The organism is Ammoniphilus sp. YIM 78166, assembly GCF_004522215.1.
In the GTDB taxonomy this organism is placed as follows: Bacteria; Bacillota; Bacilli; order Aneurinibacillales; family RAOX-1; genus YIM-78166.
In genome coordinates, this window is sequence record NZ_SDLR01000002.1 from 806,949 (window position 1) to 829,861 (window position 22,913).

The following is a 22,913-nucleotide window of genomic DNA, read 5'->3' on the forward strand; positions in this document are numbered from 1 at the left end:
CGGTATCCCTCCTCAAGAATCCAAGATAAGAAGATCCTTTGTACAAGTCTATGTGCTCGGTTACATGCTTTATGATTCAGTTTAACAGGACGATGTGAAGCAAATGTTAATATTTTGTAATTTTAATCCAAAGGAAGGCAAAGGAAACAGGAAAGTATAATGAGCGGTTAAAATCATGTATAATATGGGAAGGGAAATGAAGAAGAGGGGTGCCGAACTGATGACAAAAGACGAAATTTTACAATCCCTGAAAAGCAAAGGTCTTGAGGATATCATTGAACTGATTGAAGATGCGGAAAAAGGTGATCTCGAGGAGCTTGAGCTGGTTGAATCCATTGGACTCGTTCACGATACCCGGCTAAACGATGAAGTGCTTCAGCTGCTGCAAGATCTTGGCGTGGAGCTCATCTTTGTGACGGATGATGAAGAGGATGAGGAAGAAGAGGACTAGACCAATCTGGGGGACAAGCCATGAGCAATCTTGATGATCTTTTTATATGCACGAACCCAACGAGACGGGATGTTAAGAACATCTATAGCCAAGAGAAGTATGCGCGCGGCGTGATTCTAAAGAACGGCGATGTAATCGTTTGGAATGGTGAGGTAATGCATAGCAAAGTGATGCCGTTCATGCCGGAGACAGGACTTCATTTTAGCATCTTCAATGATAAGCTTGAAGTTTGCTGGCAATTTGAAGCGTGGAAAGACGTTCAGGAAAAATTAAAGCAAGCCAAAAAGTATTTTGAAATCCTTCAGTATCCGATGGAAGGCTCAGTTGTTGTGGATACGATGTTTTATACCCACACGAAAAAAAAATTTCCTTCTATTCGTTATGCAGAGCTATTTGAAGAAGGATACGAATTAAAACCAATGGAAGACTAAAAAAAGGCTGTCGCCCCTGGTCGGTTATGATGACTAGGGCAGCAGCCTTTTCTTTTAATCATACGGTACTTTTTACTTGGTCCTTCTTCACTGCTTTGGTTTCTTCAGCCAGAATGGCCGCTTGGGCAGCAGATACGATGGCTATAGGAACAAGATGAGGAACACAAGATAGATAGTCTAGCCCAATTCCGTGGAAGAATCGAACCGATTTTTTCTCACTACTAGGCACCCCGGTAACTCCTACACGAAGCTGCGGTTTGTTTTTTCTTCCGTTTTCCGTGCCGAAGCGGATGAGCCCTCCGACACCTTCCTGATCAATAACGGTGAAGGGGTTATCGGGCAAGATCTTGTGATCTATGTAGTAAGCTAGATACTTCCCTTCGGCATCATCTCGGCTGAACCCATACGTAGTTTGGGTTAAATCATTGCAACCAAAGGTCATAAAGTCAGCATATCTCGCAATTTGATTGGCTGTGATGCAGGCGCGAGGAAGCTCAATAAAGGCTCCGATCGGGATTTGGATCTCGTCCTTATAGACTTCGAATACGTGCTTCAGCGTTTCTTCTACTTGTTCGCGCACCAGCTTCATCTCATTGGCATGACTAACTAACGGGACAATGATATTAGGGTGTATGCGAATGCCTTCATGTTTAAGCTCCAGCGCAGCCTCTGCGATAGCTGTGACTTGCATTTCATAGATCTCCGGGTAGGTAATTCCCAATCGGCAGCCCCGGTGACCAAAGGAAGGATTGAGCTCATGGAGCGCTTTAACTCGGCGGAGCAATTTTTCCTTTTCTTGAACCTCGTCAAAATTCTTGTTGACCTTTGCTCTTTCAATCTCGATCGAGAGGGTCTCGGCGCTTGGCAAGAATTCATGCAACGGTGGATCGAGCAGACGGATAATCACATCCTTGCCGTCCATAATTCGAAACATCTCCAGAAAATCGCTTTTCTGCATGGGAAGAAGCTTATCTAAGGCTTTTTTCCGTTCCCATTTATTTTGAGAAAGGATCATTTCCTGGACGATCGGTACGCGTACAGGATCCATAAACATGAACTCGGTTCGGCACAGGCCGATTCCCTCAGCTCCTAAGGATTTCGCTTGGATGGCCTCTTTAGGGGTGTTTACACTGCCGAGAACCTCCATTTGTTTTCTTCTCTTGGCCCAATAGAGCATCGTGGTAAATTCCTGGCTGAACGTCGGAGCCACAAGAGGGGCTCGTCCTAATATCACCCGGCCTGTCGATCCATCCAGTGTGATCGTGTCCCCTGCTTTAAGAATCGTTTCACCGAACGTAACTTCTTGGCGAGACTCATTAATTTGCATGGTTTCACACCCCACGATGCAAGGCTTGCTCATGTCTCTGGCTACAACAGCAGCGTGACTAGTCATACCGCCCTGGCTGGTGAGAATCCCTACGCTTGCTACCATCCCGTGGATGTCGTCAGGGCTTGTTTCCCTTCGAAGCAAAATGACTTCGTGGCCGGTTCTTTGGAGGCGCTCCGCTTCTTCCGAATCAAACACAATGATCCCTGCAGCGGCACCAGGGCTTGCCGGTAACCCGACCGCCAAAACCTCTACCTCTACCGTGGAGTCGAGAGTTTCATGGAGCATCGAATGGAGGGAGTGAGGATCCACTCTCATAAGGGCTTCGTCCTGGGTAATAAATTCCTCTTGAGCCATATCTACTGCAATTTTAATGCTTGCTTCGGGCGTCACCTTCGCCGTCCTCGTTTGCAACAGGAATAAATTCCCTTGTTCAATCGTAAATTCAATATCTTGTACAGCTCTATAATGAGTCTCAAGGTTCCTGGCCAAAAGCTTAAATTGGTGATAGGTATCCGGCATCAGTCTTTTCAGCTCGCAGAGTGGCTGTGGCGTTCGGATCCCTGCTACAACATCCTCTCCTTGGGCGTTCATGAGAAACTCTCCAAACAGTTCGTTGTCGCCGGTGTTGGGATTTCGGGTAAAGGCAACACCAGTTCCTGAATCGTCGCCCATATTTCCAAACACCATGGCTTGAATATTAACGGCCGTTCCATGATCCATTTCAATTCGGTTGATTCTGCGATACAAGACCGCCCGCTGGTTATTCCACGATTCAAACACGGCCCCCGTTGCGAGCATGAGCTGGACTTTTGGATCCTGGGGGAATTCATCTTTAATTTCTTTTTTCACAATTTTCTTATAGGCTCTAACCAGCTCGTAGAGATGCATGGCAGAAAGGTCTGAATCCTTGCTGACGCCAGCCTTTGCCTTCATTTGCTCTAGTTCACTTTCAAACTGATAATGATCAATCTGAAGGACAATATCACTAAACATTTGAATAAATCTCCGATAGGAGTCAAAGGCAAAACGCGGGTTCCCTGTTTTTTGTGCGAGCCCTTCTACAGTAATATCATTAAGGCCGAGGTTCAGAATGGTATCCATCATGCCCGGCATCGATATGGGCGACCCTGATCGAACAGAAACGAGAAGAGGGTTCTTAGCATGTCCAAATTCTTTTCCTGTTTGTTCTTCCAACGTAATGAGGGCGTCGTCAATCTGTTTTTCGATAAAGGAATTGATCTTTTTGCCATCTTTATAAAAAGTTCGGCAAGCCTCAGTGCAAACGGTAAAGCCAAACGGAACAGGGAGACCCAGGGTATACATCTCAGCTAAGTTCGCTCCTTTTCTTCCAAGGAGGCTACTCATGCTTGAATTCCCTTCAGAGAATAAATAAACGTGCTTGTCAGTCATAGTTCTGTTCCCCCTGAATTTTAGTTTCAGTCCCATATATTATTATAGTGGAAATCTAGTGGAAATTGTAAGAAGAGTTTCAGGGAATGACGAAAAAAAGCTGAGGGTTATGAGCCTTCAGCTTCCTTATTTCGTAAGTTCTTAAACATTAAATAACGCGGGCTTCCGTCTTCGTCCGTCTCTTGATCGATGATGACATAGCGATTTTCCAAATAGAAGCCTACAGCTTGTTGATTCATCTGGCTAGCGTGAAGGAAGGAGGAAACGGCGCCGAGCTGCTTTCCCATTTGCTCATAGTGACCCAGCAGAAGGGTTCCGTAGCCTTTGCCTCTGTATCCCTTCTCCACAAACATTTGCATGAGGTAGACCGTAGAGTCATTGCGCTGAAACAAGTAAAAGCCAATGAGTTGTTCGAGCTCATCGGTTAACAAGAAGGAGTGACAATCCTGGAGTTGGATACCTTCCGTATACCACTGTGTAATGTTTTGGTAGAACTGCTCATCAAAATTCATTCTAGCAAAGTTAAGGGAGTAAAGCTCTCTTTGGTGATGAAGAATGAGTGGAAGATGAGTAAATGAATATGTCACCCACTGATAAGGGGACTTGCGTGATGGGAGCATATTGCCTCCTCCATTAATCCTTTAGGGATTCTTGATCTAGGGATTTAAAACGAGACAAAATTTTGCTCGTCCGATCTTGCTTTTCCTTTGAATCCACGTTCAAGGAATGCTTTTTCATCAGACCGTTTTTGGATGTATCAGGCCTAGGTGTTAATGGTTCCTTTTTATCCTCCATAGTCCAGCGAGGAGCTCGCCCCTCCATAAAAGCGGTGGCTCCTTCCAAGTAATGCTCGGTTTCAATGGAGAGATCCAAGGCTTCTTCTGGATCCATGTGGAAGAAAGCTGCTTTTGCATATTTTAACGCATGGGGGGATTTTCCCGCAAATTGGGTTGCAAATTCTTCCAGATCAAGGTCTAAACGCTTGTGGCTAAGCACCCGATCTGCGATACCATACTCACTCGCCGCCTTGGCATTGATCGTGGCTCCAGACAGGACCAATCGTTTCGCCAGCTGGTGGGGAATGAGTTTTTTCAGTCTTTTTGTATTATAGGTAAACCCTACGTTTACACCAGGAAAGCCTACCTTCGCCTTTTGTTCCATCCAGCGAAAATCACACGCAAGAGCAAGCTCAGCACCTGCGCCCATGGCATAGCCCGTCATCTTGGCGATGGTGATGAAGGGGGCTTTTTCGAGTTGGGTTAAGAGGGTTTCATATCGCAAAAAATAAGCTTTCACTTCGGGTGGACTCATGTGTGATAAAGATTGAAGATTCATTCCTACGGAGAAATGAGCGTTGCCTTCAATGATCACGACGCGCGCATCCTCAGGCAGCTGTTCTAGCGTATGGGAAAAGCGCTCGATAAAGTGGTTGTCAATCGAATTTCCTTTATCTTGATTGATCCGGATGTGCCAGTAAGTCGGTTTTTCGATGAGTTGGAACATAGGGATTCTCCTTAATTACTAATCGTAGTCTTAGTTTACCATATTCTTACTGAAAAAGCTGAATAAAGGCAAGGTACCTCTACTCAGCTTTTGATGAAATAATTAATAGGTGATTCCTTCAATAAGCAATACGCGTGCAGGAGACGCATCTGTTCCTAATAGCTTAATGGGGGCGCCCATCATAAAATAGCGTCCCTCTGAAACCTCGCTGAGACGAAGCCCTTCGATAATGATGATCTGAGCCCCAAACAAGGTTTTATGGGTAGGATGGCCTGGTTGACTTCGCTCAATCCCAAGTGAATCAATGCCGACTCCTTTAATGCGTTTTTCAACTAGGAAGCGTGCCCCCTCCTCATTGACATAAATAAAATCAGGATTGAAGGTTTCATCCTTTGAATTGGCCGTTTTCAGTAGAATAAATTCTTCTTCTTGAATGTCAAATGGCGCAAAATCCGCGGCTGAGATCCCATCTGTAACGTGGGATAGATCTAAAACCCGGCAAGGGCCAACCAAATTCTCGACTGGAATCGTTTCGATGGTGTCTCCATCGATCACCATATGAAGGGGAGCGTCTACATGGGTACCTCCATGAACGTCCAAGCTCACCCTTGTTTCACTTACATAATTATTTTGTACTCGTTCGAAGCCAGGCTGCTTCTCAGGCTTATTTTTATAAACGGTCATACCTGGGTAAATGGCCATGGAAATATCGTGAATCTTATACATAAGTTTCCTCCGTAAAATAAGATGGTGTCTTCATGGATTCGCGTTCCCCTCCCCCAAATCCTTCTCCTCGTAGCAAAAACAGGTAAGGATAAGGCACAGGCAGAAGAAAAAGACTAAACAAAAAGAGGAGGAGAGCTACTTGGAATGGAACTTCGTTTTACTTTTAGGGGCTGTTATTTTTCTAGTTTTAGCATTAAGCTGGTTCAATAGTCGCCGAACAATTCCCGCCAAAAGTGAACCCCTTGTGTACCTCCAAGGAAGAAACCAAATGAACAATCCAGATTCGGATTCGGATATGCAGGAGCAATATGACTACCGAAAAAGAACCAACAAGTAGTCCTAACGGATTGGGCATACTACTTCTGGGAGGTGGTAAGCATGGCGCTAAAGGAACAAGCCAACATGAAGAAAACGCCTCGTAATCGCAATGGCTTGATGAGGGACGGCGTGCCCTTGGAAAAAGGAACGATGAATATTGCTCCGAAAAAGTAGTCATGAGATGAGTGGGAGCCTTTTCCTTGTGGAGAAGGGCTCCTTTTTTCATGCATCTCTTGAAATCTCAACTAAAATGTCCTATGCTAGCTTTAATTTTGTGATCATAAGGAGGCAGCAGTTCATGACGATACCAAGAGCCTTAACTATAGCTGGATCGGACAGCGGAGGCGGAGCAGGCATTCAGGCTGATCTTAAGACCTTTACCGTTCGTCAAGTGTACGGAATGAGTGCGATTACGGCCATTACCGCCCAAAATACACAAGGCGTAGAGGGAATCCACCCGATTCCTCTAGATATGATAGCTAAGCAAATCGAGATGGTCATTGAGGATATTGGGACCGATGCCGTAAAAACGGGAATGTTGGGAACGCCCGAGATTATCCAGCTTGTCTCTCGGAAACTGAAGCACTATCAGGTACCCAATGTGGTGGTAGACCCTGTGATGGTGGCCAAAGGAGGAGCGAAGCTTCTGCAAGAGGAAGCCGTAGACAGTCTGATTCAACATCTGCTTCCACTTGCTACAGTTGTAACCCCTAATATTCCAGAAGCGGAAGTGATCACCCGAAAGAAGATCCGCAATATGGAAGAGATGCGGACGGCCGCGAGGGAGATTGTAGGAATGGGAGCCCAAACGGTGATCGTAAAGGGAGGGCACTTAGAAGAAGAGCCGATAGATTTGTTTTTTGACGGAACGGAATTCATGACTTTCCCTGGGGTGAGAGTTCAAACTCGCCATACGCATGGGACAGGATGCACCTTTGCCGCTTGCATTACCGCTGAATTAGCAAAAGGAAAAAGCCTGCCTGAAGCGATTCATACGGCTAAAGCTTTTATTACTGCGGCGATTACGAATGAGCTGGGTCTAGGTCAAGGGCATGGACCTACCAATCATTGGGCATATGGTGAGCAGGCATGAATAAACGGGATCGAATGGCGGAATGGGATGTCTATTTGGTGATGGATTTAGAGGGGCATGGCCGCTTTAGTGCGCTTGAGTTAGCGAAGGAAGCGATAGAGGGCGGAGTTCGGGTTGTTCAAATTCGAGAAAAAAGGATGGGAGACGCTGAGTTCATACAACTTGCCTCGCCGATTCAACAGCTCTGTCAAGAAAAAAATGCGGTATTTATTATCAATGACCGTTTAAGCCTTGCGGTTGAGATGAAAGCGGACGGTTTGCATCTTGGGCAAGACGATCTACCGGAGGGGAACGTTCGAGAGCTGATTGGTGAGGAGATGATCCTTGGTATTTCAGCTTCCAGTGTGGAAGAAGCGTTAAAGGGGATTGAGCATGGCGCTGATTATCTCGGCGTAGGTTCAATTTATCCGACTCACTCGAAAAGCGATGCGGGCGATGCGGTGACTCCATCGCTTATTACGGATATTCGACGCTTGACGGAGCTTCCCATCGTCGGAATTGGGGGTATACAGCTTGGTTTTGCGGCACCTGTCATTCATGCAGGTGGAAACTCTGTTGCGGTGATCTCGGCCGTCTGCCATGCGGAGTCACCGAAGCAAGCGGCGGTGGCACTCAAGAAAGAAATACAGGCTGCTAAACAAAAAGTGTAACAGGACAAACGCCTAGCCTCATAGAATAAAGGAAAAGCTCAAATGGGTGATTTGGATGAAGGGGCTTGGACGTTTACTATTTTTCTTTCTCCTTTTAGGTCTTTTGGCTGGACTAGTTTTCCCCTTAATTTTTGAGCAGCTCCTGACGATTGAAGAGACAAAGGCGCAAAAACGAGCAGAGGCGACATTAAAAAGAGCGGTCCAATGGTATTTGATCAACAACGGTCCCCCTGATCATACGATGAATACAGAAGAAGTGAAACAAGCACTAATCCCACATTATTTAAACCAATGGCCAGGGAGATTGCCGATTTATTGTAGCATTGATCCCTCAGGCAACATTCATATTTATAGTGAAGGCTATCATCCAAATGAAACGTGGCTGAGAAAGATTATGAAGCGCTGGTTTGGAGATTCTAATGATTGATGAATTGTAATGTTTACATTGACTGATAAATTAGATATAATCTGTAGAACACAAGTATCTAAAACTAAATATTCCTTCGGGGCCGGGTGAGATTCCCGACCGGCGGTGATGGGGGTACAAGCAGGTAACCACCCTTAGTCCGTGAGCCGATACCTTTTAGGGTTGACGCTGATTCGGTGCAATTCCGAAACCGACAGTATAGTCTGGATGGGAGAAGGAAAAGTTTAAAGCAGTACGAGGACAGTGCTTATTTTGCTATGCGCTTAAACCTCTTATTCTCTGCTTTTCTTTGGCTATCATCCATTATGCCCCGAGAGTCGTTTTGACTATTCTCGGGGTTTTTCGTTTTTACTTAAGATTTATACAGACCTTACATTCATGAGGAGGGATGAAGTGTTTACGGGAATCGTTGAAGAACTAGGCACCATTCTTGGAGTAAAGCGAGGAGGAGAATGGCTCGTTCTTACGATTGGTGCCTCCGCCATTCTTAAGGATGTTCAACTAGGCGATAGCATTGCAGTCAACGGTGTTTGCTTAACGGTCACGTCGTTTACGTCACGGGAATTTACGGTAGATGTCATGCCTGAGACTTTTCATAAGACAAGCCTCGCTGATATCAAAATCGGCAGCCAGGTGAATCTGGAGAGGGCGATGGCTGCAGGGGGACGCTTTGGAGGCCACTTTGTATCAGGCCATGTCGATGGTACAGGAACCATTGCCAGCAAAACAGTCTATGGCAATGCCGTCCTCATTGAGATCAAAGCATCTGAACAGTTGCTGCATTACATGGTGCCTAAGGGCTCCATTACGATTGATGGGATCAGCCTGACCATCGTAGACCTATCCTTAGATCGTTTCCGCGTCTCGGTTATCCCTCATACCCTTGAGATGACCATACTAAAAGATAAGGGCATCGGGGCTACGGTAAATTTGGAATGCGACATGATTGGAAAATATGTGGAAAAATTTATTACGGCTAGAAAGCCCACGTCGAAGCTTTCTGCATCATTTCTAGCAGAGCATGGATTTATGTAAATAGTGTAAAAAGAAAGGGGAGAAAAGCATGTTCCATCCAATAGAAGAGGCCTTAGAGGATCTAAGGCAGGGGAAAACGATCATCGTTGTAGACGATGAGGATCGCGAGAATGAAGGAGATTTTGTCGCCCTAGCGGAAAAAGCAACCCCTGAAGTCATCAATTTCATGATTACGCATGGGAGAGGGCTGGTTTGTGTTCCGATCACGGAGGATAGAGCCCAGGAGCTTCGTTTGGGGCCTATGGTAACAAATAATACCGATGCCCACGCTACGGCTTTCACCGTGTCGGTGGATTCGTTTGATACCACAACAGGGATTTCTGCTCCGGAGCGTTCCCAGACCATTATGGACTTGATTAATCCTTCAGTGAGGGGGACTCATTTCCGGAGACCGGGACATATCTTCCCACTCGTCGCTAAGGCTGGAGGAGTGCTTCGTCGTGCAGGACATACCGAAGCAGCGGTTGATTTAGCCAGGATGTGCAATTCCTATCCAGCAGGCGTTATATGCGAGATCATTAAGGACGATGGGACCATGGCGCGTGTGCCTGACCTATTGGAGATTGCCAAGAAATTTGATTTAAAGATTATCACAATCGAAGATCTGATCAAATATCGCACAGAGAAAGAAAAGCTCGTACATCGTGAAGTGGAAGTCAACTTGCCAACGGATTTTGGCACCTTTAAGGCCATTGCTTATACAAACGAAGTCGACCAAAAGGAACATGTGGCCTTTGTTAAAGGTACGATTGACCCCGAACAGCCGGTTCTGGTACGCGTTCATTCTGAGTGTTTAACAGGAGACGTGTTTCACTCCCATCGCTGTGACTGCGGACCTCAACTAGAAGCGGCGCTAACGCAAATAGAAAAAGAGGGCCAAGGCGTTCTCCTTTACATGAGACAAGAAGGCCGAGGCATCGGCTTAGTGAACAAGCTTAAAGCATATAAGCTTCAGGAACAAGGGCTAGATACGGTAGAAGCCAATGAGAAGCTGGGATTTGCAGCTGATCTAAGGGAATATGGAATAGGCGCCCAGATCCTAAGAGACCTAGGGGTAGGGAAAATCAAACTCTTGACCAATAACCCTCGAAAGATTACAGGGATATCCGGCTATAACCTGGAAGTGGTGGAAAGAGTGCCGATCCAGATGGAATTGAATGCAGACAATGAGGCGTACTTGCACACGAAAAAAACGAAACTTGGACATCTATTAAACTTATAGGAAAAGGGGAAACAACATGACGAAATTATACGAAGGAAAATTAATTGGTACAGGACTTCGATTTGGAATCGTAGTAGGACGATTCAATGAGTTTATCACCTCTAGATTATTAAGCGGCGCTCTAGACGCCTTAAAGCGCCATGGCGTAGAAGAAAATGATATTGAAGTAGCTTGGGTGCCTGGAGCATTCGAAATTCCGGTCATTACGAAAAAGATGGCGGAGAGCGGAAAGTATGATGCCGTCATTACATTAGGAACGGTTATCCGCGGAGCGACCCCGCATTTTGATTATGTATGCAACGAGGCAGCCAAGGGAGTGGCAGCCGTTGCCCTTCAAACCGGTGTGCCTACCATCTTTGGCGTATTAACGACAGACAGCATTGAACAAGCCGTTGAAAGAGCAGGAACAAAAGCAGGCAACAAGGGCTGGGAATCTGCAGCCTCCGCGATTGAAATGGCAAATTTAACACGACAATTTGGATAATGAGAAGAGAAGCATTCACGCATGGAGCGGTGAATGCTTCTTTTTTTTTCAGGGATGGTGATGGGGCGAGGTGGGACGGCTGTGCGGGAGGGGGACGCCCAATGGAGGCTGTGAGGAGTCCGATTGAGGAGCAAGCGCCCAAAAGAGAGAAGGGATCGCCCAATTCCAGCAGGGAAGCGCCCGAATGAGGTGGTGGGCCGCCCAATGGAGAAGCAAGCGCCCAAAAGAGAGAAGGGATCGCCCAATTCCAGCAGGGAAGCGCCCGAATGAGGTGGTGGGCCGCCCAATGGAGAAGCAAGCGCCCAAAAGAGAGAAGGGATCGCCCAATTCCAGCAGGGAAGCGCCCAAATGAGGGAGTGGGATGCCCAATGGAGGCTGTGAGGCCCCACATAAGTCCCGTGATATTATTTCTCTTACTAAGGCAAAATAAAAAGGGTGTTGCATTTTTATTAATTATAATGTATATTTAAAACATGACTAAGGGATGAAATGAGGGGAAGGTAATGAATACGGAAGTATTGGAAAAAGCAGAAGAGTTCCAAGTTCAATCGCAACAGGAAAGTGAATTGTTGCGAAAGTCCCTAATTGAGGCCACTGAGACGATTGAATATATGGTTAACTCCCTGATGTGGAGTGCTGAATATAAAGTACTTGCTCAATCGAAGGAAAAGCTTTGGAAACTAAAACAAGTGTTAGCGCACTTAGACGCATAGTATGAGAGAGGCTGTCTTAGCGTAGTCGGTTTATACCGACTGTGGCGAAGGACAGCTTTTTTTAATGTAAATTAGCCGCCCGGTCCAAGGACGACGATGCTCCCAAAACCAAGTCACTTGCTCCCATACCGGAAATGATTCCAAATAAGTAGAGTAGCTCACTAAGTTTTTTCGAAGTTTCGAGTGATTTCAGTCCCGTTTTTAGAAGTGCAATCTAAACTTTGGTTTAGAGCCTTCTATTTCAAGCTGCTTTTTAAAGTAATCCGGCTTTTCATTTTCATCCTGGCGTGTTCGGGGACTGTATTGCTACTGCTTGGGTCGGGATGATCACGAAAATTCTGATATGCTCACGGAAAAGTGATGGATGCTCACAAAGAAGTGCCGTTTGCTCACGTACTTGTTACATTTCCAAATTATTCATGCGATTTGATCACAAAATCAAGTCATTTGCTTCCAAACCGGTAATGATGCTAAATAGGGGAACACTATAAGTTTTTTCAATCCTTTTTGACCCAGGTCTTTTTTTGACAGATCTGTGACGTGTGATATCCATCACTATATATATCTTCCCACCTTGGTAAGATGAGTTCAAGGAAACTTACCAAGGAGGAATGTGGAATGTTTTGTTATCAATGTGAACAGACGCCGACAGGCGGTTGTAAAGTAGTAGGGGTATGTGGAAAAAATGAAGATATCGCAAGCTTGCAGGATACGATTATCTTTGCTTTAAAAGGGATTGCAGCATATGCGACCCATGCTCGCCAGTTGGGTTATTCCGATCCTGAAGTGGATGCTACCACACATGAAGCGCTGTATTTGACTTTAACCAATTCGAATTTTAACATGCAAGAGCATATTGATATGGCGATGAAGGTTGGACGTGCAGCTGTTAAGGTGATGGATTTGCTCGATCGGGCCCATACGTCGCGTTTAGGGATTCCGCAGCCGGTTACTGTATCCCAAAATAAGGTGGAAGGCAAAGCTATCGTGGTAACCGGACATAACCTCTTTGCTTTAGAGGAGTTATTGAAGCAAACCGAAGGTAAAGGCATCAATATCTATACCCATTCCGAAATGCTTCCGGCTCACGGTTATCCGCAGCTAAAAAAATATGCTCACCTGAAGGGTAACATTGGGAAGGCTTGGTTTGATCAGCGCCGTTTGTTCGAACAGTTCCCTGGGGCGATTTTGGCGACCACAAACTGTGTCATGCCGATTAAAGGAACGTATGCCGATAGATTCTTCTCTTATGAAGTGGCTGGTCTAGAAAATGTTACAAAAATTCAAGGCGAAGATTTTAGCCCATTAATTGAAAAAGCTTTGTCCCTTCCGGATACAAATATGGAATCTGACCAAACCTTAACAACCGGATACCATCATGAAACGGTTCTTGGATTAGCGCCAGAAATTATCGATGCGGTGAAAGCCGGCAAAATTCGAAGATTCTTTGTTATTGCAGGCTGCGACGCACCTGGAAAAGGTGGCGAGTACTACCGTGAACTAGCGACGTCCTTGCCAAATGATACAGTAATCTTAACGACTTCCTGTGGTAAGTTCCGCTTTAATGATGTGGATTATGGAACAGTAGGAGATACAGGCATTCCTCGTTACATTGATTTAGGTCAATGCAACAACTCTGGTTCAACGGTTAAGATTGCGATGGCTTTAGCTGATGCTTTTGGTTGCGAGGTTAATGATTTGCCTGTAAGCATTGTCTTGTCTTGGTTTGAGCAAAAAGCAGTGGCCATTCTTCTAGGATTGTTTAGCTTAGGAATTAAGGATATTCGCATTGGTCCTAAGCCACCAGAATTTATTACTCCAGGTGTACTGAACGTTTTGCAACAGGCTTTCAACTTAAAACTTATTGGGGAAGCGCAAGAAGATATGGAAAACATGCTGGGGTTGTCTGCACACTAAAATTACGTTCAAGGGTAGCAATAAAGCATATACAAACAACAAAGGACTATTTCTTCCATTGAAATAGTCCTTCTTTGCTTGCCTCTTTAAATAGAACCGTTACTTCGAGGGGAGCCATTCTTTAGTACCCGGCGGATTTGTAGATATTGAAGAAGCATGGCGGCTCTCCACGGAAAAATCATCCCTACGGCCATGATATAGAACAACCCGCTAGCCTCATAGAACGAGACGTATTCCTCTATAAAATGTCTCATCGTCATGCGAGTAAGAAATAAGCCTAACAAAATGAAAATAAATAATTTAGATCTTTTAATGTAAATATCTTGTCCTTTAACTTCAAACTTCGTTGTGAAAATCAGAGGCAAGGATAAGACAGCACCTAGAAAAAAAGATTCAAGGGCATAAGACCACTCCACGTGCAAGGGAGGATAGAGAAACATGATAAATCCCGTACTCATAAAAATAGGGGGTAAAACGATTTGTTTCAGGGAGGTTGGTTGTTTTGCCCGCTTGACGCGCATGGTGGTAACAAAAATAGCCATTAGAACACTAAGTATGGTAACTGCAAGGGTCATATCTAAAGAGCCTGCCTTTCAGTAAGCGATATCTGCCTTAAGGTACATTGTAACATAGATGTCGTAATCCCTAGCCTGGTCGGATCATATACATAGGATAAAGACAGAAAATAGGGAGGAAAAACATATGCTCTGTCGTATCCAGTGTGCAAACCAAGTGGTGTTCCAGGAAATCTGCGAGAAGTTGACGCAAAGGCATATTCTGTATTTAGCCGAGGCTCCTAAGCTGGAGATTCAAGCCAAAGAGCGTGCAGATGTCATCGCAAGCTTGCTGCAAGAGTATGGGCCAGCGGCACAGGTGCTTGTCCATCAGTAACCAAAAAACTTTCCCTGAGTGAGCTGACCAGGGAAAAAGAGATACTCAAGAGCTATTTGTTTTGGCATCCGAAACAATAATATCTCCAACTAGGTACAAATGTCCATCCGTACCGAGGATTACTAATGGTTTTTTGCATAGACTGCAAATCACGACTAAGCCATCCTTCATCTTTCGGTGGGTAATGATGATATTTTCGTATGGGGTACATGGGCATTGTAACACTACCATCCATTCCCGATCGGATCCCATCGCTCTCCCCCTCGAGAAATTCTAGTACTATATGATATGCGGATAAGCTCGAGAGGCAATCCGCCTTTATCCCTTACCGAAGCCTAATTGTAGAGCTCGCTGTCGATAGGATGGCGGGCTTTTTTGGTGCGAAATTTGCAGGATTCTGTCTTTTGAGGAAGGTTTTTGGAGTTTTTTGTGGAATACCTGATACAAGCAAATCCCAAGGCTATAGGGGGAGAAAAAGAGTGTGGGTCACCCAAAAGTGTATGAATAGGGATTGCAAGGATTACGACCAGGAATGGATTTACCATACCTCCTTGCATGTCCAGACCGAACAGATCCATTGCCCATCGTGTTTAGTAGGTAGAATGCATATCCGTATGGACCTCCGGAATTCGGAGACTGTTTCTTTACCCATCGAAGAAGCGCAGGGCGAGGTGTCAGCGGAATTTAATATAAAAAATATATTGAATAAATAGGAGGGCGCTATGAACTTCTTTAATAAACTGAATCAGTTTCGAGAGCAAGACCGTGACCCGAAGTCAAAGGAGGAAGAGAGCTTGTCTCCTTCTGAGGATCAAGAGGTATCCATTCGTGAATTATGGCAGCAGGCTGTTAATAGCCATAAGGAAAAGCAAGTCCCTAAGGAAGAGGAAGTCGAACCATTCATACCGCCTCCTGCAGAGAACGCTGAGGCTCTAACACCAGAAGTAGACACTCCGCACGTAGACGAACCATTGAGGGAAGAAGCTCTCCCAGAGCTTGTTACGATGGCTGAGCCTGAGCCTGAACTTGAGGGATCCAGCTTCGTGGAGGCACCAACGAGTAAGCTCGAGATGGCTCAAGACGAAGATCCATCCTCTCGCATTACTAGTTTTGCTCAGCTAACCCTAGAGGAACTCACACAACAGGCGGAAGAGATTCTCGTAAACCTATACCATCAGCAGGCAGCCCAGGTCTCTCAATGGTATGGCCTATCTCTTCATTCGATGAGTGTGGAGTCGTTGAAGCAAACCCAGCTAGGACAAGCCCTCCAGGCGATTATTCAAGTGTACAAGCAACAAGGGCTTATACATAATCCATCTTTAACGGCTGTTCACCAAGTGCATGAGGCGTTATGGAAACCATTAGGGGACACCCACTATCGTGTGCCAGAAGAATGGCATCACACCCCACTTGGGTATTTGTGCCGTTACATCTTAGCGGGTCAGCCAGCCCCTATTTTTGATCCTGTCGATGTGAGTACGGCAGCAGCGATTCTGGGTCAATCAGAAAGATCTATTGTTGATCATTATCCGAGATATGGCGGGGTTAAGCTTCTGGCCGGATATGTCTTCAGTAGGCATAAACTCGAGGAATATCGAGCCCAGAGCGCTGTTCAGGATGCGATTGTTAGTCCGGTGATGAAGGAGCAATACTATCTTAATACCAAGAACGGCATGAAACTAATGATGCAAGTCCGTACCTATCTGAACGATGCCTACGAGCAGGTGCGTTATTTGCGTGAGCTCTTGGTGCGCAACATTGACTTTGAGCACAATCGCATTCGCCAAGGTGTAAAAATTCAAGTGGAAAAACGTTTAGCTGAAATCTATCAAGGATTTATTCAATTAAAGTCACAAAAGATAGAAAAATTGCCGATTAACAAATATGACTGTATTTCTTATGGCATTCCTAATGTATTTTCAGCCATGGATCAATTAGAAGGAAGCTCTATCCAGGCAGAGGCCTTTATTACGAGTTTAGAGGAAACCGTAAAGCTGATGGATGAGGAACGTTTGAAAGTGAATAGCCTGATTACGGACTTAGCCAAAAATTTAGGATATCTGGATATTGAATTAGAACCGGTGAACAACTAGTCGGAGGCTGAACATCTACTATGAACCAGGCTATCCTATTCTTGCAGGAACGTAAGCAAGAGCTCGAAGCTCAGGGAGAATGGACCCCTAGTGAACAGAGCGAATATGAGCAGATCGAATTTACCTTATCCTTTTTTATGAGGTTACAGGAGGTAGATGAAACCACTTCCTATACGAAAGTATTACTTATGGAAAATGTCCATCCACATCTCCTATGCCAGGCCATACTGCTAACGCCAGGAGGAGTCTATCTTTTCTATCTGCTTCCCCTGGATGTTCAGCGGATCTCTGTGTTGCCGAATTCTCTAATTTGGGCGACTGAAAAAGAGGAAGGAGGATATCAAGTGGGGCGGGGAGGAGAAGGGGTCCGACATATCCAACGTGAGAAAGGTCTAGTGCCGCTTCCTGTCTATGAATACTATATTGTACCAGGCCAAGAAAGCAACATTCGTTACGTACTCAACGATGCCCTTGTCTTGTCAGAGGAACATGTCCCCCCTTTGTTTAGCAACTTTTTCTTTCGCGAGCATCTTGAAAATCAGGAAAGTCAGGCTAAGCTGCTCCACTATTTGACTCACGCTCCCGCAGACTTGGTCTCTAGAGAGGATCCCTATCCGAAACTTCCGCCCAGACAGCGAAGAAGAAGGCAGAAAGAGAGCGGATGGCTGACGCGTCTTTTTTCCGGAAGATGAAAAAAAGGGCTATGCATCGAAGCTAGCCCTTCTCTCATGGATTTAAGAAGCCGAATGACCTTCTTTATCCCAGATCTTTATATACCGTGGCCGAGTTTGTCCGTCAATAACGACACTCCCCAGAAACAGACTTAAGGGTCGCACAAACGTCATCTCGCCATCACTCTTATAGATGACCATCTCTTCCGTGGTTTCGGCATGGATCGCCCTACCAATAATCATATAGAGGTTTCCTTTATAGCTTTGGTAGACGTCTCCCGCTTCCGGTTTCTCTCCTACTTCTTTCATCTGTTTAGCCCCCTCCGCCTTACCAGGCTTCGTGATTAAAAACATTATATACCCTCACGCTTTAAAGCACAACATGATTAAAGCGGAGTTTTAAAATGCTATTGTATTAACATAGATTATATAGTATAAATATACAATATAGCTGTTTTCGATCTCATTGGTTAGAGGAGAGAATCTGATGTCAACGTTTCATATTATAGATGGAAATATCGCAACACCCAAGGGGTTTAAGGCCACAGGGATTTACAGTGGAATCAAGAAAGTGGAGAAGCACGATTTGGGTCTGATCCTAAGTGAAGTGCCTGCGGAAGCTGCTGGTGTTTATACAACGAATCTATTCCAGGCGGCGCCTTTAGTGGTAACTAAGGAAAGCATCGAAAAGCAAGGCAAGCTTCAGGCGATAATTGTAAATAGTGGGAATGCCAATGCATGTACTGGAGACCGCGGCATAGAAGATGCAAGAGCCATGCAGCGTGGGGTTGCGGAGGCTTTCGCTGTTTCGCCTGAATTCGTTGGTGTGGCGTCGACAGGAGTGATAGGTGAATTCCTGCCTATGGACAAGGTAAGCAGCGGAATGAAGCAACTTCCCCCTGTGTTGAGCGAGGAGAGTGGCCCTTTGTTTTCCCAAGCCATTCTTACTACGGACTTGGTGGAAAAAACCTTATGTGTGGAGCTTGAATTGGATGGCCAAAAAGTGACGATCGCGGGAACCGCTAAGGGTTCCGGCATGATTCATCCTAACATGGCAACCATGCTCGGCTTCATCGTGACCGATGCCAAGGTTGAGCAGGCTTACCTGCAAGAGGCTTTGAGAAAAGCGACCGATGAGACGTTTAACATGATCACCGTGGACGGAGATACCAGTACGAATGACATGGTCGTAGTCATGGCCAACGGAATGGCAGGTAACAGCGCACTAAACAGCGAGCACGTTCAAGCGGATGATTTTTATCAAGCGTTAGCCTATGTGATGAAAGAGCTAGCGAAGAAGATTGCACGCGATGGTGAAGGTGCGACGAAGCTGCTTGAAGTGGAAGTAAAGGGCTCGCCATCAGAGGAGATTGCAAGACAAGTAGCCAAGACCGTCATCAGCTCTAACCTAGTCAAAACCGCGATCTACGGTGCCGATGCTAACTGGGGCAGAATCCTTTGTGCGGTCGGTTATAGCGGAGCAGCGATTCAACCACAGCTGGTCGACGTGTTTCTGGGGGAGATCCAGGTGGTAAAGGCAAGCTTCCCTGTGCCTTTTAGCGAAGAAGAAGCGAGGGACTACTTGTTGCAAGAGAATGTTAAAGTTGTGATTGATTTACATGATGGAGAGGCAGCCGCCACCGCTTGGGGATGTGACCTCACCTACGATTACATTAAGATCAATGCAAGCTACCGTTCATAAAAGGACGAAAGGACATAAGGCGCGAATGCCTTATGTCCTTTTAAGTTTCACTTCTGCTTAAAGGTTAACAATATATCAATGTAGAATATAGTAATAAAAGGTAAGTCTTGCTGGAGTGGAGGTGTAAGGTTGAATCGCTGGAGGCTCATTGCTTTGGATATGGACGGCACACTCTTGGAAGCGGAAGGGACGATATCGGAACCCAATTTGCAATGGATCCGTCGAGCCCGCAATGCAGGAATCGAAGTTACGATTGCAACCGGAAGGCCGAAACGTATGATTATACCCTACTTAGAAATGTTAGATGTACAGGTTCCTTTTGTAGTGGCAAATGGGAGTGAGGTATGGACTTCTGGGGGAGTCCTGCTAGAGCGCCATACCATCGAACATGAGGATATTCGTTTTTTATATGCTCTGACACAGGAATTTGGTACTCGATTCTGGAGCTCTGTGGTTGATCAAGTGTTTAAGCCTGGAACGTTCCCCGAACAGATTGAGCTCTATCAGTGGCTTAAATTTGGGTTTAAAAGTGAAGATCGGGATGTGATAGAAGAAATTTGGAAACGCTTAAAAACCTACGGAAGGCTAGAGCTCAGCAGTTCTGACCCTAGCAACATTGAGGTGAACCCCAAAGGCATAACCAAAGCGACTGGACTCCAGAAGGTCTGTGACTATCTAAATATTACGGCGCAACAGGTTGTCACGATGGGGGATGGCCTGAATGATGTAGCTATGCTTCGTTGGGCAGGATTTGGATTTGCCATGGCGAATGCACCAGCCGAAGTACAGGCTGCCGCCGATGAGGTTACGGATCATTATGAACGCGACGGAGTGGCACAAGCGATACAAAAGCTTCTGAGTTTTCCCCCATAAAAACAGAACTCCAACCGAATCTTGTAGTAACCAGATACCCAACAGACTTGAGCTGTCTCCGATGCCCTGCATGGAGGACAGCTTTTTTGTCTTTTTTAAGGGAAGGAACTATACTTAACTAGAGAGTGATTGATAAGGAGTGTTGGGGTTGTCAAATATAGAAAGCTTAATTACACCTGAAATCAGAGAATTTTTAACCAAACATAGAAATCCAGGGTCTACCGAGTTTGCCGATTTGATTGGAAAAGGGGGGTATATTCCTCCTCATCCGGATTTGTTAGTCGATACGCTAGCCGCTTTAATGATGGGAAAGAATGTCTTGTTAAAGGGACCGACAGGTGCAGGCAAAACCAAGTTTGCTGAGACGCTGTCCGCTCTTTTTAACCAGCCGATGCATATGGTCAACTGCTCCGTGGATCTAGATGCGGAGAGTTTAATCGGGGGAAGATTCATTGCCTATAAGGATGAGAAGCAGGTGATTGAGTTTGCACCTGGTCCAGTGATTAAAGCCATGAACCACGGGCATTTCCTCTACATCGATGAGGTTAACATGGCCAAGCCAGAGACCCTTCCGCTTATTAACGGAGTATTGGATTATCGAAGAATGGTTACCAATCCGTATACCGGTGATGTTGTAAAAGCGAAGCAGGGGTTCAGAGTAATTGCTGCGATCAATGAAGGATATATTGGGACCGTGCCTCTTAACGAAGCGTTAATGAATCGCTTTATCGTTATTGAAGTCCCTTATATTAAGGGAGAAGAGTTGAAGGGATTGATTCGTTCTAATAGCCTGTTAAAGGACGAGAAAACGATCGATCTATTTGTTCGGCTATCTCAAGATTTAATCCTTGCCGCAAGTCAGGGCAAGGTTTCAGAAGAAGCGGCTTCGATTCGAGCGCTGCTCGATGCTTGCGATTTAAGTACAGCCATCCCCCCAATACGAGCGATCAAACGGGCGATTAGTGATAAGATGGAAGAGGAATCAGAAAAAATGTTTATCCAAAACCTTGCAGAAACCTTTTTTTAAGTTCCTTTTCGTATGAGGTGTAAACGTTGAAGTATATTGTTTTTAACAACAAAAAAGTGGATACGGCTCTTTTTATCCAGCTGCAAGATTTGGCCAATGTGTTGTCTGGGGTAAAAGAGCTGAAGTTTAAGTTTGATTACGGTTCTTATGTCGATCTTGAGGGACAGGTAATCTCAGCTAGCCATTTTTGGGATACCCTCCCGCCCCTCGAGATGGAGGCAGGCTATAAAACAGATATTTACCTTCGGGCGATTGGAACGCTTCGTCATACGGACACCGCTCAGGTCCAGGCGTATGGCGAATTCTTAAAGCCATCTTCATTAAAGAAATTCGGGATCGAGCTTTTTACTTTATTTGAGGATCTGAGACTCCAAGAGATTTGTAAAAGAGAAAGACCTGGAACTTCACGGTTGTTCTCCATACGAAATCAGGAGTACCATAAATATTTTGAGAATCAGCTGATCGTTAACCAAAGCCGAGGGTACTTGCTTGATCATTTATTTTGTATGGTCTATCTGACGTTGCACGCGAGCGGGCCAGATCGCAGTTTTTCGGACGTGGAGGACAGTCAAAGGATTCATTTCGAAGCCTTAAGACCGATGCTTTATGAAGTGTTCGATGCATCATCAACAAGAGATAATGTCAGGATCGCGGAACAAATGATTCATTATGTGGCCCCTCATTACAGCAAGGATGTCCTGAATGAATATTTTATTCTTCCTGTGCTCCATCTTCATTCCAAGGCAGAAGAAGGCCTGACCTTTGATGAACTTAAGCGAAGCTCTTCCTTAAAAAATGAAGATCAAGACGAGAACCGCCATGACTTGGAAGAAGCTAAAAAGGAAAAACTGCCAACCTGGCATGGGGAGACTAAAGATCAGGAACAATCCCGAGCTTTCTTGCAGTTCGACTTAGAAAGTGGGACCCAGACGCAGATGCTTGGCGGTACTGCACGGGCCACCGAAGATGGGGATGAAGCGTTAGGCAGTGTGCAAGGAAAATCAGGTGCCAGCAAACAAAGGGACTATAGCGAAGCGGAAGAAACCAAAGAACAGCTTCTAGCGATGCCAGGAGGGGCAGGCGCCTTTGGTACAGAAAATAAACATGCGGTATCCATTCGGAAAAACGCGGAAAAACCGAGCGCCCTAGATGAGCAGCGGTACAAAGAACTTCTCCTGGAAGTGGATTTATATATTAAAGATTTGTCTAAGACCATTCAAAAAACACTGGAGCATCGGCGAGAAGATCCGCAGCAGGGTTTGCCTTTTGGACGACTTTCTAAGAATTTACTGCCCTTGGTTTTGGAGGATTTCCCTAAGGTTTTTTACAAAAAGAAAAACGAATCTAAAGATATTGATGCCGCTTTTATGCTGCTTGTCGATTGTTCAGCCTCCATGCATAATAAAATGGAGGAAACGAAAAAAGGCATTATCCTATTCCATGAGGTCCTAAAGAGCTTAAGAATCCCGCACGCCATTGTAGGCTTTTGGGAGGATGCGAACGGAGTAAAGGATGGATATCAGCCTAACTACTTTCACTGGATCAAAGATTTTCACTACTCGATCACGGCCAGAAGTGGAGCGGAGATCATGCAATTGGAGCCCCAGGAGGATAATCGGGATGGATTCAGTATCCGCGTAGCGCTCCAGGAGCTGAAGAAGCGAAAGGAAAAAAATCACTTTCTCCTTGTGTTCTCGGATGGAGAACCCGCGGCAGCCCAATATGATCAGAATGGAATCGTAGACACGAAAGAAGCGGTGATGCAAGCGCGAAAGCAGGGGGTTGAAGTGATAGGGATGTTCTTATCTAATGGAGAGATCTTTGAAGAGGATGAAAAAACCATGCAGAACATCTACGACCGGGAGCACGTGATGGTCCCTAGTGTGAAGGAGCTGCCTGAGCACTTTGCTCCTTTGTTGAAAAAGCTATTACTAAAAAGTATGTAG

The 22,913-nt window shown here is 45.4% G+C and carries 26 protein-coding genes and 1 riboswitch; of the genes, 19 read left to right on the forward strand and 7 right to left on the reverse strand.

Annotated features, from left to right (window positions below):
• Positions 1 to 220: 220 nt before the first annotated feature.
• Together EIZ58_RS10175 and EIZ58_RS10180 are read left to right on the forward strand one after the other, a co-directional pair.
• Positions 221 to 451 (forward strand): hypothetical protein, encoded by a 231-nt coding sequence (locus EIZ58_RS10175; protein ID WP_134700499.1) that lies wholly within the window; start codon positions 221 to 223, stop codon positions 449 to 451.
• Between the two features lie 20 nt (positions 452 to 471).
• Positions 472 to 882, forward strand: a complete 411-nt coding sequence (locus EIZ58_RS10180; protein WP_134700500.1) for a hypothetical protein — start codon at positions 472 to 474, stop codon at positions 880 to 882.
• A gap of 58 nt (positions 883 to 940) precedes the next feature.
• Here EIZ58_RS10180 and ppdK read toward each other — a convergent pair whose 3' ends face one another.
• The 4 genes from ppdK to EIZ58_RS10200 form a co-directional block, all read right to left on the reverse strand.
• On the reverse strand, positions 941 to 3,622 hold the full coding sequence (ppdK, locus tag EIZ58_RS10185) for a pyruvate, phosphate dikinase (RefSeq protein ID WP_134700502.1): 2,682 nt from the start codon (positions 3,620 to 3,622) through the stop codon (positions 941 to 943).
• 107 nt (positions 3,623 to 3,729) lie between these two features.
• Positions 3,730 to 4,242: a GNAT family N-acetyltransferase gene (locus EIZ58_RS10190; protein ID WP_134700504.1), complete on the reverse strand. Its 513-nt coding sequence runs from the start codon at positions 4,240 to 4,242 to the stop codon at positions 3,730 to 3,732.
• A 13-nt stretch (positions 4,243 to 4,255) separates the two neighbouring features.
• A complete protein-coding gene (locus tag EIZ58_RS10195; protein ID WP_134700506.1) occupies positions 4,256 to 5,125 on the reverse strand; it encodes an enoyl-CoA hydratase/isomerase family protein in 870 nt (289 codons plus the stop codon).
• Between the two features lie 102 nt (positions 5,126 to 5,227).
• Positions 5,228 to 5,851: a cyclase family protein gene (locus EIZ58_RS10200; protein ID WP_134700508.1), complete on the reverse strand. Its 624-nt coding sequence runs from the start codon at positions 5,849 to 5,851 to the stop codon at positions 5,228 to 5,230.
• Between the two features lie 139 nt (positions 5,852 to 5,990).
• On the opposite strand from EIZ58_RS10200, the gene EIZ58_RS10205 reads away from it, so the two are divergent.
• From EIZ58_RS10205 to hcp, 10 genes are all read left to right on the forward strand, one after another.
• Positions 5,991 to 6,188: a hypothetical protein gene (locus tag EIZ58_RS10205; protein WP_134700510.1), complete on the forward strand. Its 198-nt coding sequence runs from the start codon at positions 5,991 to 5,993 to the stop codon at positions 6,186 to 6,188.
• A gap of 279 nt (positions 6,189 to 6,467) precedes the next feature.
• Entirely contained in the window at positions 6,468 to 7,262 is a 795-nt protein-coding gene (gene thiD / locus EIZ58_RS10210; protein WP_134700512.1) for a bifunctional hydroxymethylpyrimidine kinase/phosphomethylpyrimidine kinase, read from the forward strand.
• Complete coding sequence (gene thiE / locus EIZ58_RS10215; protein ID WP_134700515.1) at positions 7,259 to 7,912, forward strand: thiamine phosphate synthase; 654 nt, start codon at positions 7,259 to 7,261, stop codon at positions 7,910 to 7,912. Before thiD ends, thiE begins: the two co-directional genes overlap by 4 nt.
• A gap of 46 nt (positions 7,913 to 7,958) precedes the next feature.
• Positions 7,959 to 8,339, forward strand: coding sequence for a hypothetical protein (locus EIZ58_RS10220; protein ID WP_167577596.1), 381 nt, complete (start codon positions 7,959 to 7,961; stop codon positions 8,337 to 8,339).
• 68 nt (positions 8,340 to 8,407) lie between these two features.
• A riboswitch (FMN riboswitch) is annotated at positions 8,408 to 8,562 on the forward strand.
• 170 nt (positions 8,563 to 8,732) lie between these two features.
• The gene (gene ribE / locus EIZ58_RS10225; RefSeq protein WP_134700518.1) at positions 8,733 to 9,374 is read left to right on the forward strand and encodes a riboflavin synthase; all 642 of its coding nucleotides are present in this window, start codon (positions 8,733 to 8,735) and stop codon (positions 9,372 to 9,374) included.
• Between the two features lie 28 nt (positions 9,375 to 9,402).
• Positions 9,403 to 10,596, forward strand: a complete 1,194-nt coding sequence (locus EIZ58_RS10230; RefSeq protein ID WP_134700520.1) for a bifunctional 3,4-dihydroxy-2-butanone-4-phosphate synthase/GTP cyclohydrolase II — start codon at positions 9,403 to 9,405, stop codon at positions 10,594 to 10,596.
• Between the two features lie 16 nt (positions 10,597 to 10,612).
• Positions 10,613 to 11,080 (forward strand): 6,7-dimethyl-8-ribityllumazine synthase, encoded by a 468-nt coding sequence (ribH, locus tag EIZ58_RS10235; RefSeq protein ID WP_134700522.1) that lies wholly within the window; start codon positions 10,613 to 10,615, stop codon positions 11,078 to 11,080.
• Positions 11,081 to 11,264: 184 nt separating this feature from the next.
• Positions 11,265 to 11,432 (forward strand): hypothetical protein, encoded by a 168-nt coding sequence (locus tag EIZ58_RS33240; protein ID WP_167577597.1) that lies wholly within the window; start codon positions 11,265 to 11,267, stop codon positions 11,430 to 11,432.
• 151 nt (positions 11,433 to 11,583) lie between these two features.
• Positions 11,584 to 11,793 carry a hypothetical protein gene (locus tag EIZ58_RS10240; protein ID WP_134700524.1) on the forward strand — a complete coding sequence of 70 codons (210 nt, stop codon included), beginning with the start codon at positions 11,584 to 11,586 and terminating at the stop codon, positions 11,791 to 11,793.
• A gap of 618 nt (positions 11,794 to 12,411) precedes the next feature.
• Positions 12,412 to 13,710, forward strand: a complete 1,299-nt coding sequence (hcp, locus tag EIZ58_RS10245) for a hydroxylamine reductase (protein ID WP_134700526.1) — start codon at positions 12,412 to 12,414, stop codon at positions 13,708 to 13,710.
• A gap of 86 nt (positions 13,711 to 13,796) precedes the next feature.
• Here the strand turns inward: hcp and EIZ58_RS10250 are convergent, their stop codons facing one another.
• The gene (locus EIZ58_RS10250; protein ID WP_134700528.1) at positions 13,797 to 14,285 is read right to left on the reverse strand and encodes a CcdC family protein; all 489 of its coding nucleotides are present in this window, start codon (positions 14,283 to 14,285) and stop codon (positions 13,797 to 13,799) included.
• Between the two features lie 127 nt (positions 14,286 to 14,412).
• Here EIZ58_RS10250 and EIZ58_RS10255 point away from each other — a divergent pair, with 127 nt between their 5' ends.
• Positions 14,413 to 14,601, forward strand: a complete 189-nt coding sequence (locus EIZ58_RS10255) for a hypothetical protein (RefSeq protein ID WP_134700530.1) — start codon at positions 14,413 to 14,415, stop codon at positions 14,599 to 14,601.
• Between the two features lie 45 nt (positions 14,602 to 14,646).
• Here the strand turns inward: EIZ58_RS10255 and EIZ58_RS10260 are convergent, their stop codons facing one another.
• Positions 14,647 to 14,853: a hypothetical protein gene (locus tag EIZ58_RS10260; RefSeq protein WP_134700532.1), complete on the reverse strand. Its 207-nt coding sequence runs from the start codon at positions 14,851 to 14,853 to the stop codon at positions 14,647 to 14,649.
• Between the two features lie 470 nt (positions 14,854 to 15,323).
• Here EIZ58_RS10260 and EIZ58_RS10265 point away from each other — a divergent pair, with 470 nt between their 5' ends.
• Together EIZ58_RS10265 and EIZ58_RS10270 are read left to right on the forward strand one after the other, a co-directional pair.
• Positions 15,324 to 16,694 carry a hypothetical protein gene (locus EIZ58_RS10265; RefSeq protein ID WP_134700534.1) on the forward strand — a complete coding sequence of 457 codons (1,371 nt, stop codon included), beginning with the start codon at positions 15,324 to 15,326 and terminating at the stop codon, positions 16,692 to 16,694.
• 20 nt (positions 16,695 to 16,714) lie between these two features.
• A complete protein-coding gene (locus tag EIZ58_RS10270) occupies positions 16,715 to 17,386 on the forward strand; it encodes a hypothetical protein (protein ID WP_134700536.1) in 672 nt (223 codons plus the stop codon).
• A gap of 42 nt (positions 17,387 to 17,428) precedes the next feature.
• Here EIZ58_RS10270 and EIZ58_RS10275 read toward each other — a convergent pair whose 3' ends face one another.
• Positions 17,429 to 17,674: a DUF1653 domain-containing protein gene (locus EIZ58_RS10275; protein WP_167577599.1), complete on the reverse strand. Its 246-nt coding sequence runs from the start codon at positions 17,672 to 17,674 to the stop codon at positions 17,429 to 17,431.
• Between the two features lie 178 nt (positions 17,675 to 17,852).
• On the opposite strand from EIZ58_RS10275, the gene argJ reads away from it, so the two are divergent.
• The 4 genes from argJ (at position 17,853) to EIZ58_RS10295 (ending at position 22,913) form a co-directional block, all read left to right on the forward strand.
• Complete coding sequence (gene argJ, locus EIZ58_RS10280; protein WP_134700539.1) at positions 17,853 to 19,067, forward strand: bifunctional glutamate N-acetyltransferase/amino-acid acetyltransferase ArgJ; 1,215 nt, start codon at positions 17,853 to 17,855, stop codon at positions 19,065 to 19,067.
• A 129-nt stretch (positions 19,068 to 19,196) separates the two neighbouring features.
• Positions 19,197 to 19,940: a Cof-type HAD-IIB family hydrolase gene (locus tag EIZ58_RS10285; RefSeq protein WP_134700541.1), complete on the forward strand. Its 744-nt coding sequence runs from the start codon at positions 19,197 to 19,199 to the stop codon at positions 19,938 to 19,940.
• A gap of 148 nt (positions 19,941 to 20,088) precedes the next feature.
• Entirely contained in the window at positions 20,089 to 20,967 is an 879-nt protein-coding gene (locus tag EIZ58_RS10290; protein WP_134700543.1) for an ATP-binding protein, read from the forward strand.
• A gap of 26 nt (positions 20,968 to 20,993) precedes the next feature.
• The gene (locus EIZ58_RS10295; protein WP_240689000.1) at positions 20,994 to 22,913 is read left to right on the forward strand and encodes a vWA domain-containing protein; all 1,920 of its coding nucleotides are present in this window, start codon (positions 20,994 to 20,996) and stop codon (positions 22,911 to 22,913) included.

Coding starts and splice junctions, on each gene's coding strand:
- thiD (WP_134700512.1), top strand. CDS start 6,468: ATGACGATACCAAGAGCCTTAACTATAGCTGGATCGGACAGCGGAGGC.
- EIZ58_RS10195 (WP_134700506.1), bottom strand. CDS start 5,125: ATGTTCCAACTCATCGAAAAACCGACTTACTGGCACATCCGGATCAAT.
- EIZ58_RS33240 (WP_167577597.1), top strand. CDS start 11,265: ATGAGGTGGTGGGCCGCCCAATGGAGAAGCAAGCGCCCAAAAGAGAGA.
- EIZ58_RS10190 (WP_134700504.1), bottom strand. CDS start 4,242: ATGCTCCCATCACGCAAGTCCCCTTATCAGTGGGTGACATATTCATTT.
- EIZ58_RS10175 (WP_134700499.1), top strand. CDS start 221: ATGACAAAAGACGAAATTTTACAATCCCTGAAAAGCAAAGGTCTTGAG.
- EIZ58_RS10270 (WP_134700536.1), top strand. CDS start 16,715: ATGAACCAGGCTATCCTATTCTTGCAGGAACGTAAGCAAGAGCTCGAA.
- EIZ58_RS10275 (WP_167577599.1), bottom strand. CDS start 17,674: ATGAAAGAAGTAGGAGAGAAACCGGAAGCGGGAGACGTCTACCAAAGC.
- EIZ58_RS10265 (WP_134700534.1), top strand. CDS start 15,324: ATGAACTTCTTTAATAAACTGAATCAGTTTCGAGAGCAAGACCGTGAC.
- ribH (WP_134700522.1), top strand. CDS start 10,613: ATGACGAAATTATACGAAGGAAAATTAATTGGTACAGGACTTCGATTT.
- EIZ58_RS10240 (WP_134700524.1), top strand. CDS start 11,584: ATGAATACGGAAGTATTGGAAAAAGCAGAAGAGTTCCAAGTTCAATCG.
- EIZ58_RS10250 (WP_134700528.1), bottom strand. CDS start 14,285: ATGACCCTTGCAGTTACCATACTTAGTGTTCTAATGGCTATTTTTGTT.
- argJ (WP_134700539.1), top strand. CDS start 17,853: ATGTCAACGTTTCATATTATAGATGGAAATATCGCAACACCCAAGGGG.
- hcp (WP_134700526.1), top strand. CDS start 12,412: ATGTTTTGTTATCAATGTGAACAGACGCCGACAGGCGGTTGTAAAGTA.
- EIZ58_RS10230 (WP_134700520.1), top strand. CDS start 9,403: ATGTTCCATCCAATAGAAGAGGCCTTAGAGGATCTAAGGCAGGGGAAA.
- EIZ58_RS10255 (WP_134700530.1), top strand. CDS start 14,413: ATGCTCTGTCGTATCCAGTGTGCAAACCAAGTGGTGTTCCAGGAAATC.
- EIZ58_RS10200 (WP_134700508.1), bottom strand. CDS start 5,851: ATGTATAAGATTCACGATATTTCCATGGCCATTTACCCAGGTATGACC.
- EIZ58_RS10260 (WP_134700532.1), bottom strand. CDS start 14,853: ATGGGATCCGATCGGGAATGGATGGTAGTGTTACAATGCCCATGTACC.
- ppdK (WP_134700502.1), bottom strand. CDS start 3,622: ATGACTGACAAGCACGTTTATTTATTCTCTGAAGGGAATTCAAGCATG.
- thiE (WP_134700515.1), top strand. CDS start 7,259: ATGAATAAACGGGATCGAATGGCGGAATGGGATGTCTATTTGGTGATG.
- EIZ58_RS10180 (WP_134700500.1), top strand. CDS start 472: ATGAGCAATCTTGATGATCTTTTTATATGCACGAACCCAACGAGACGG.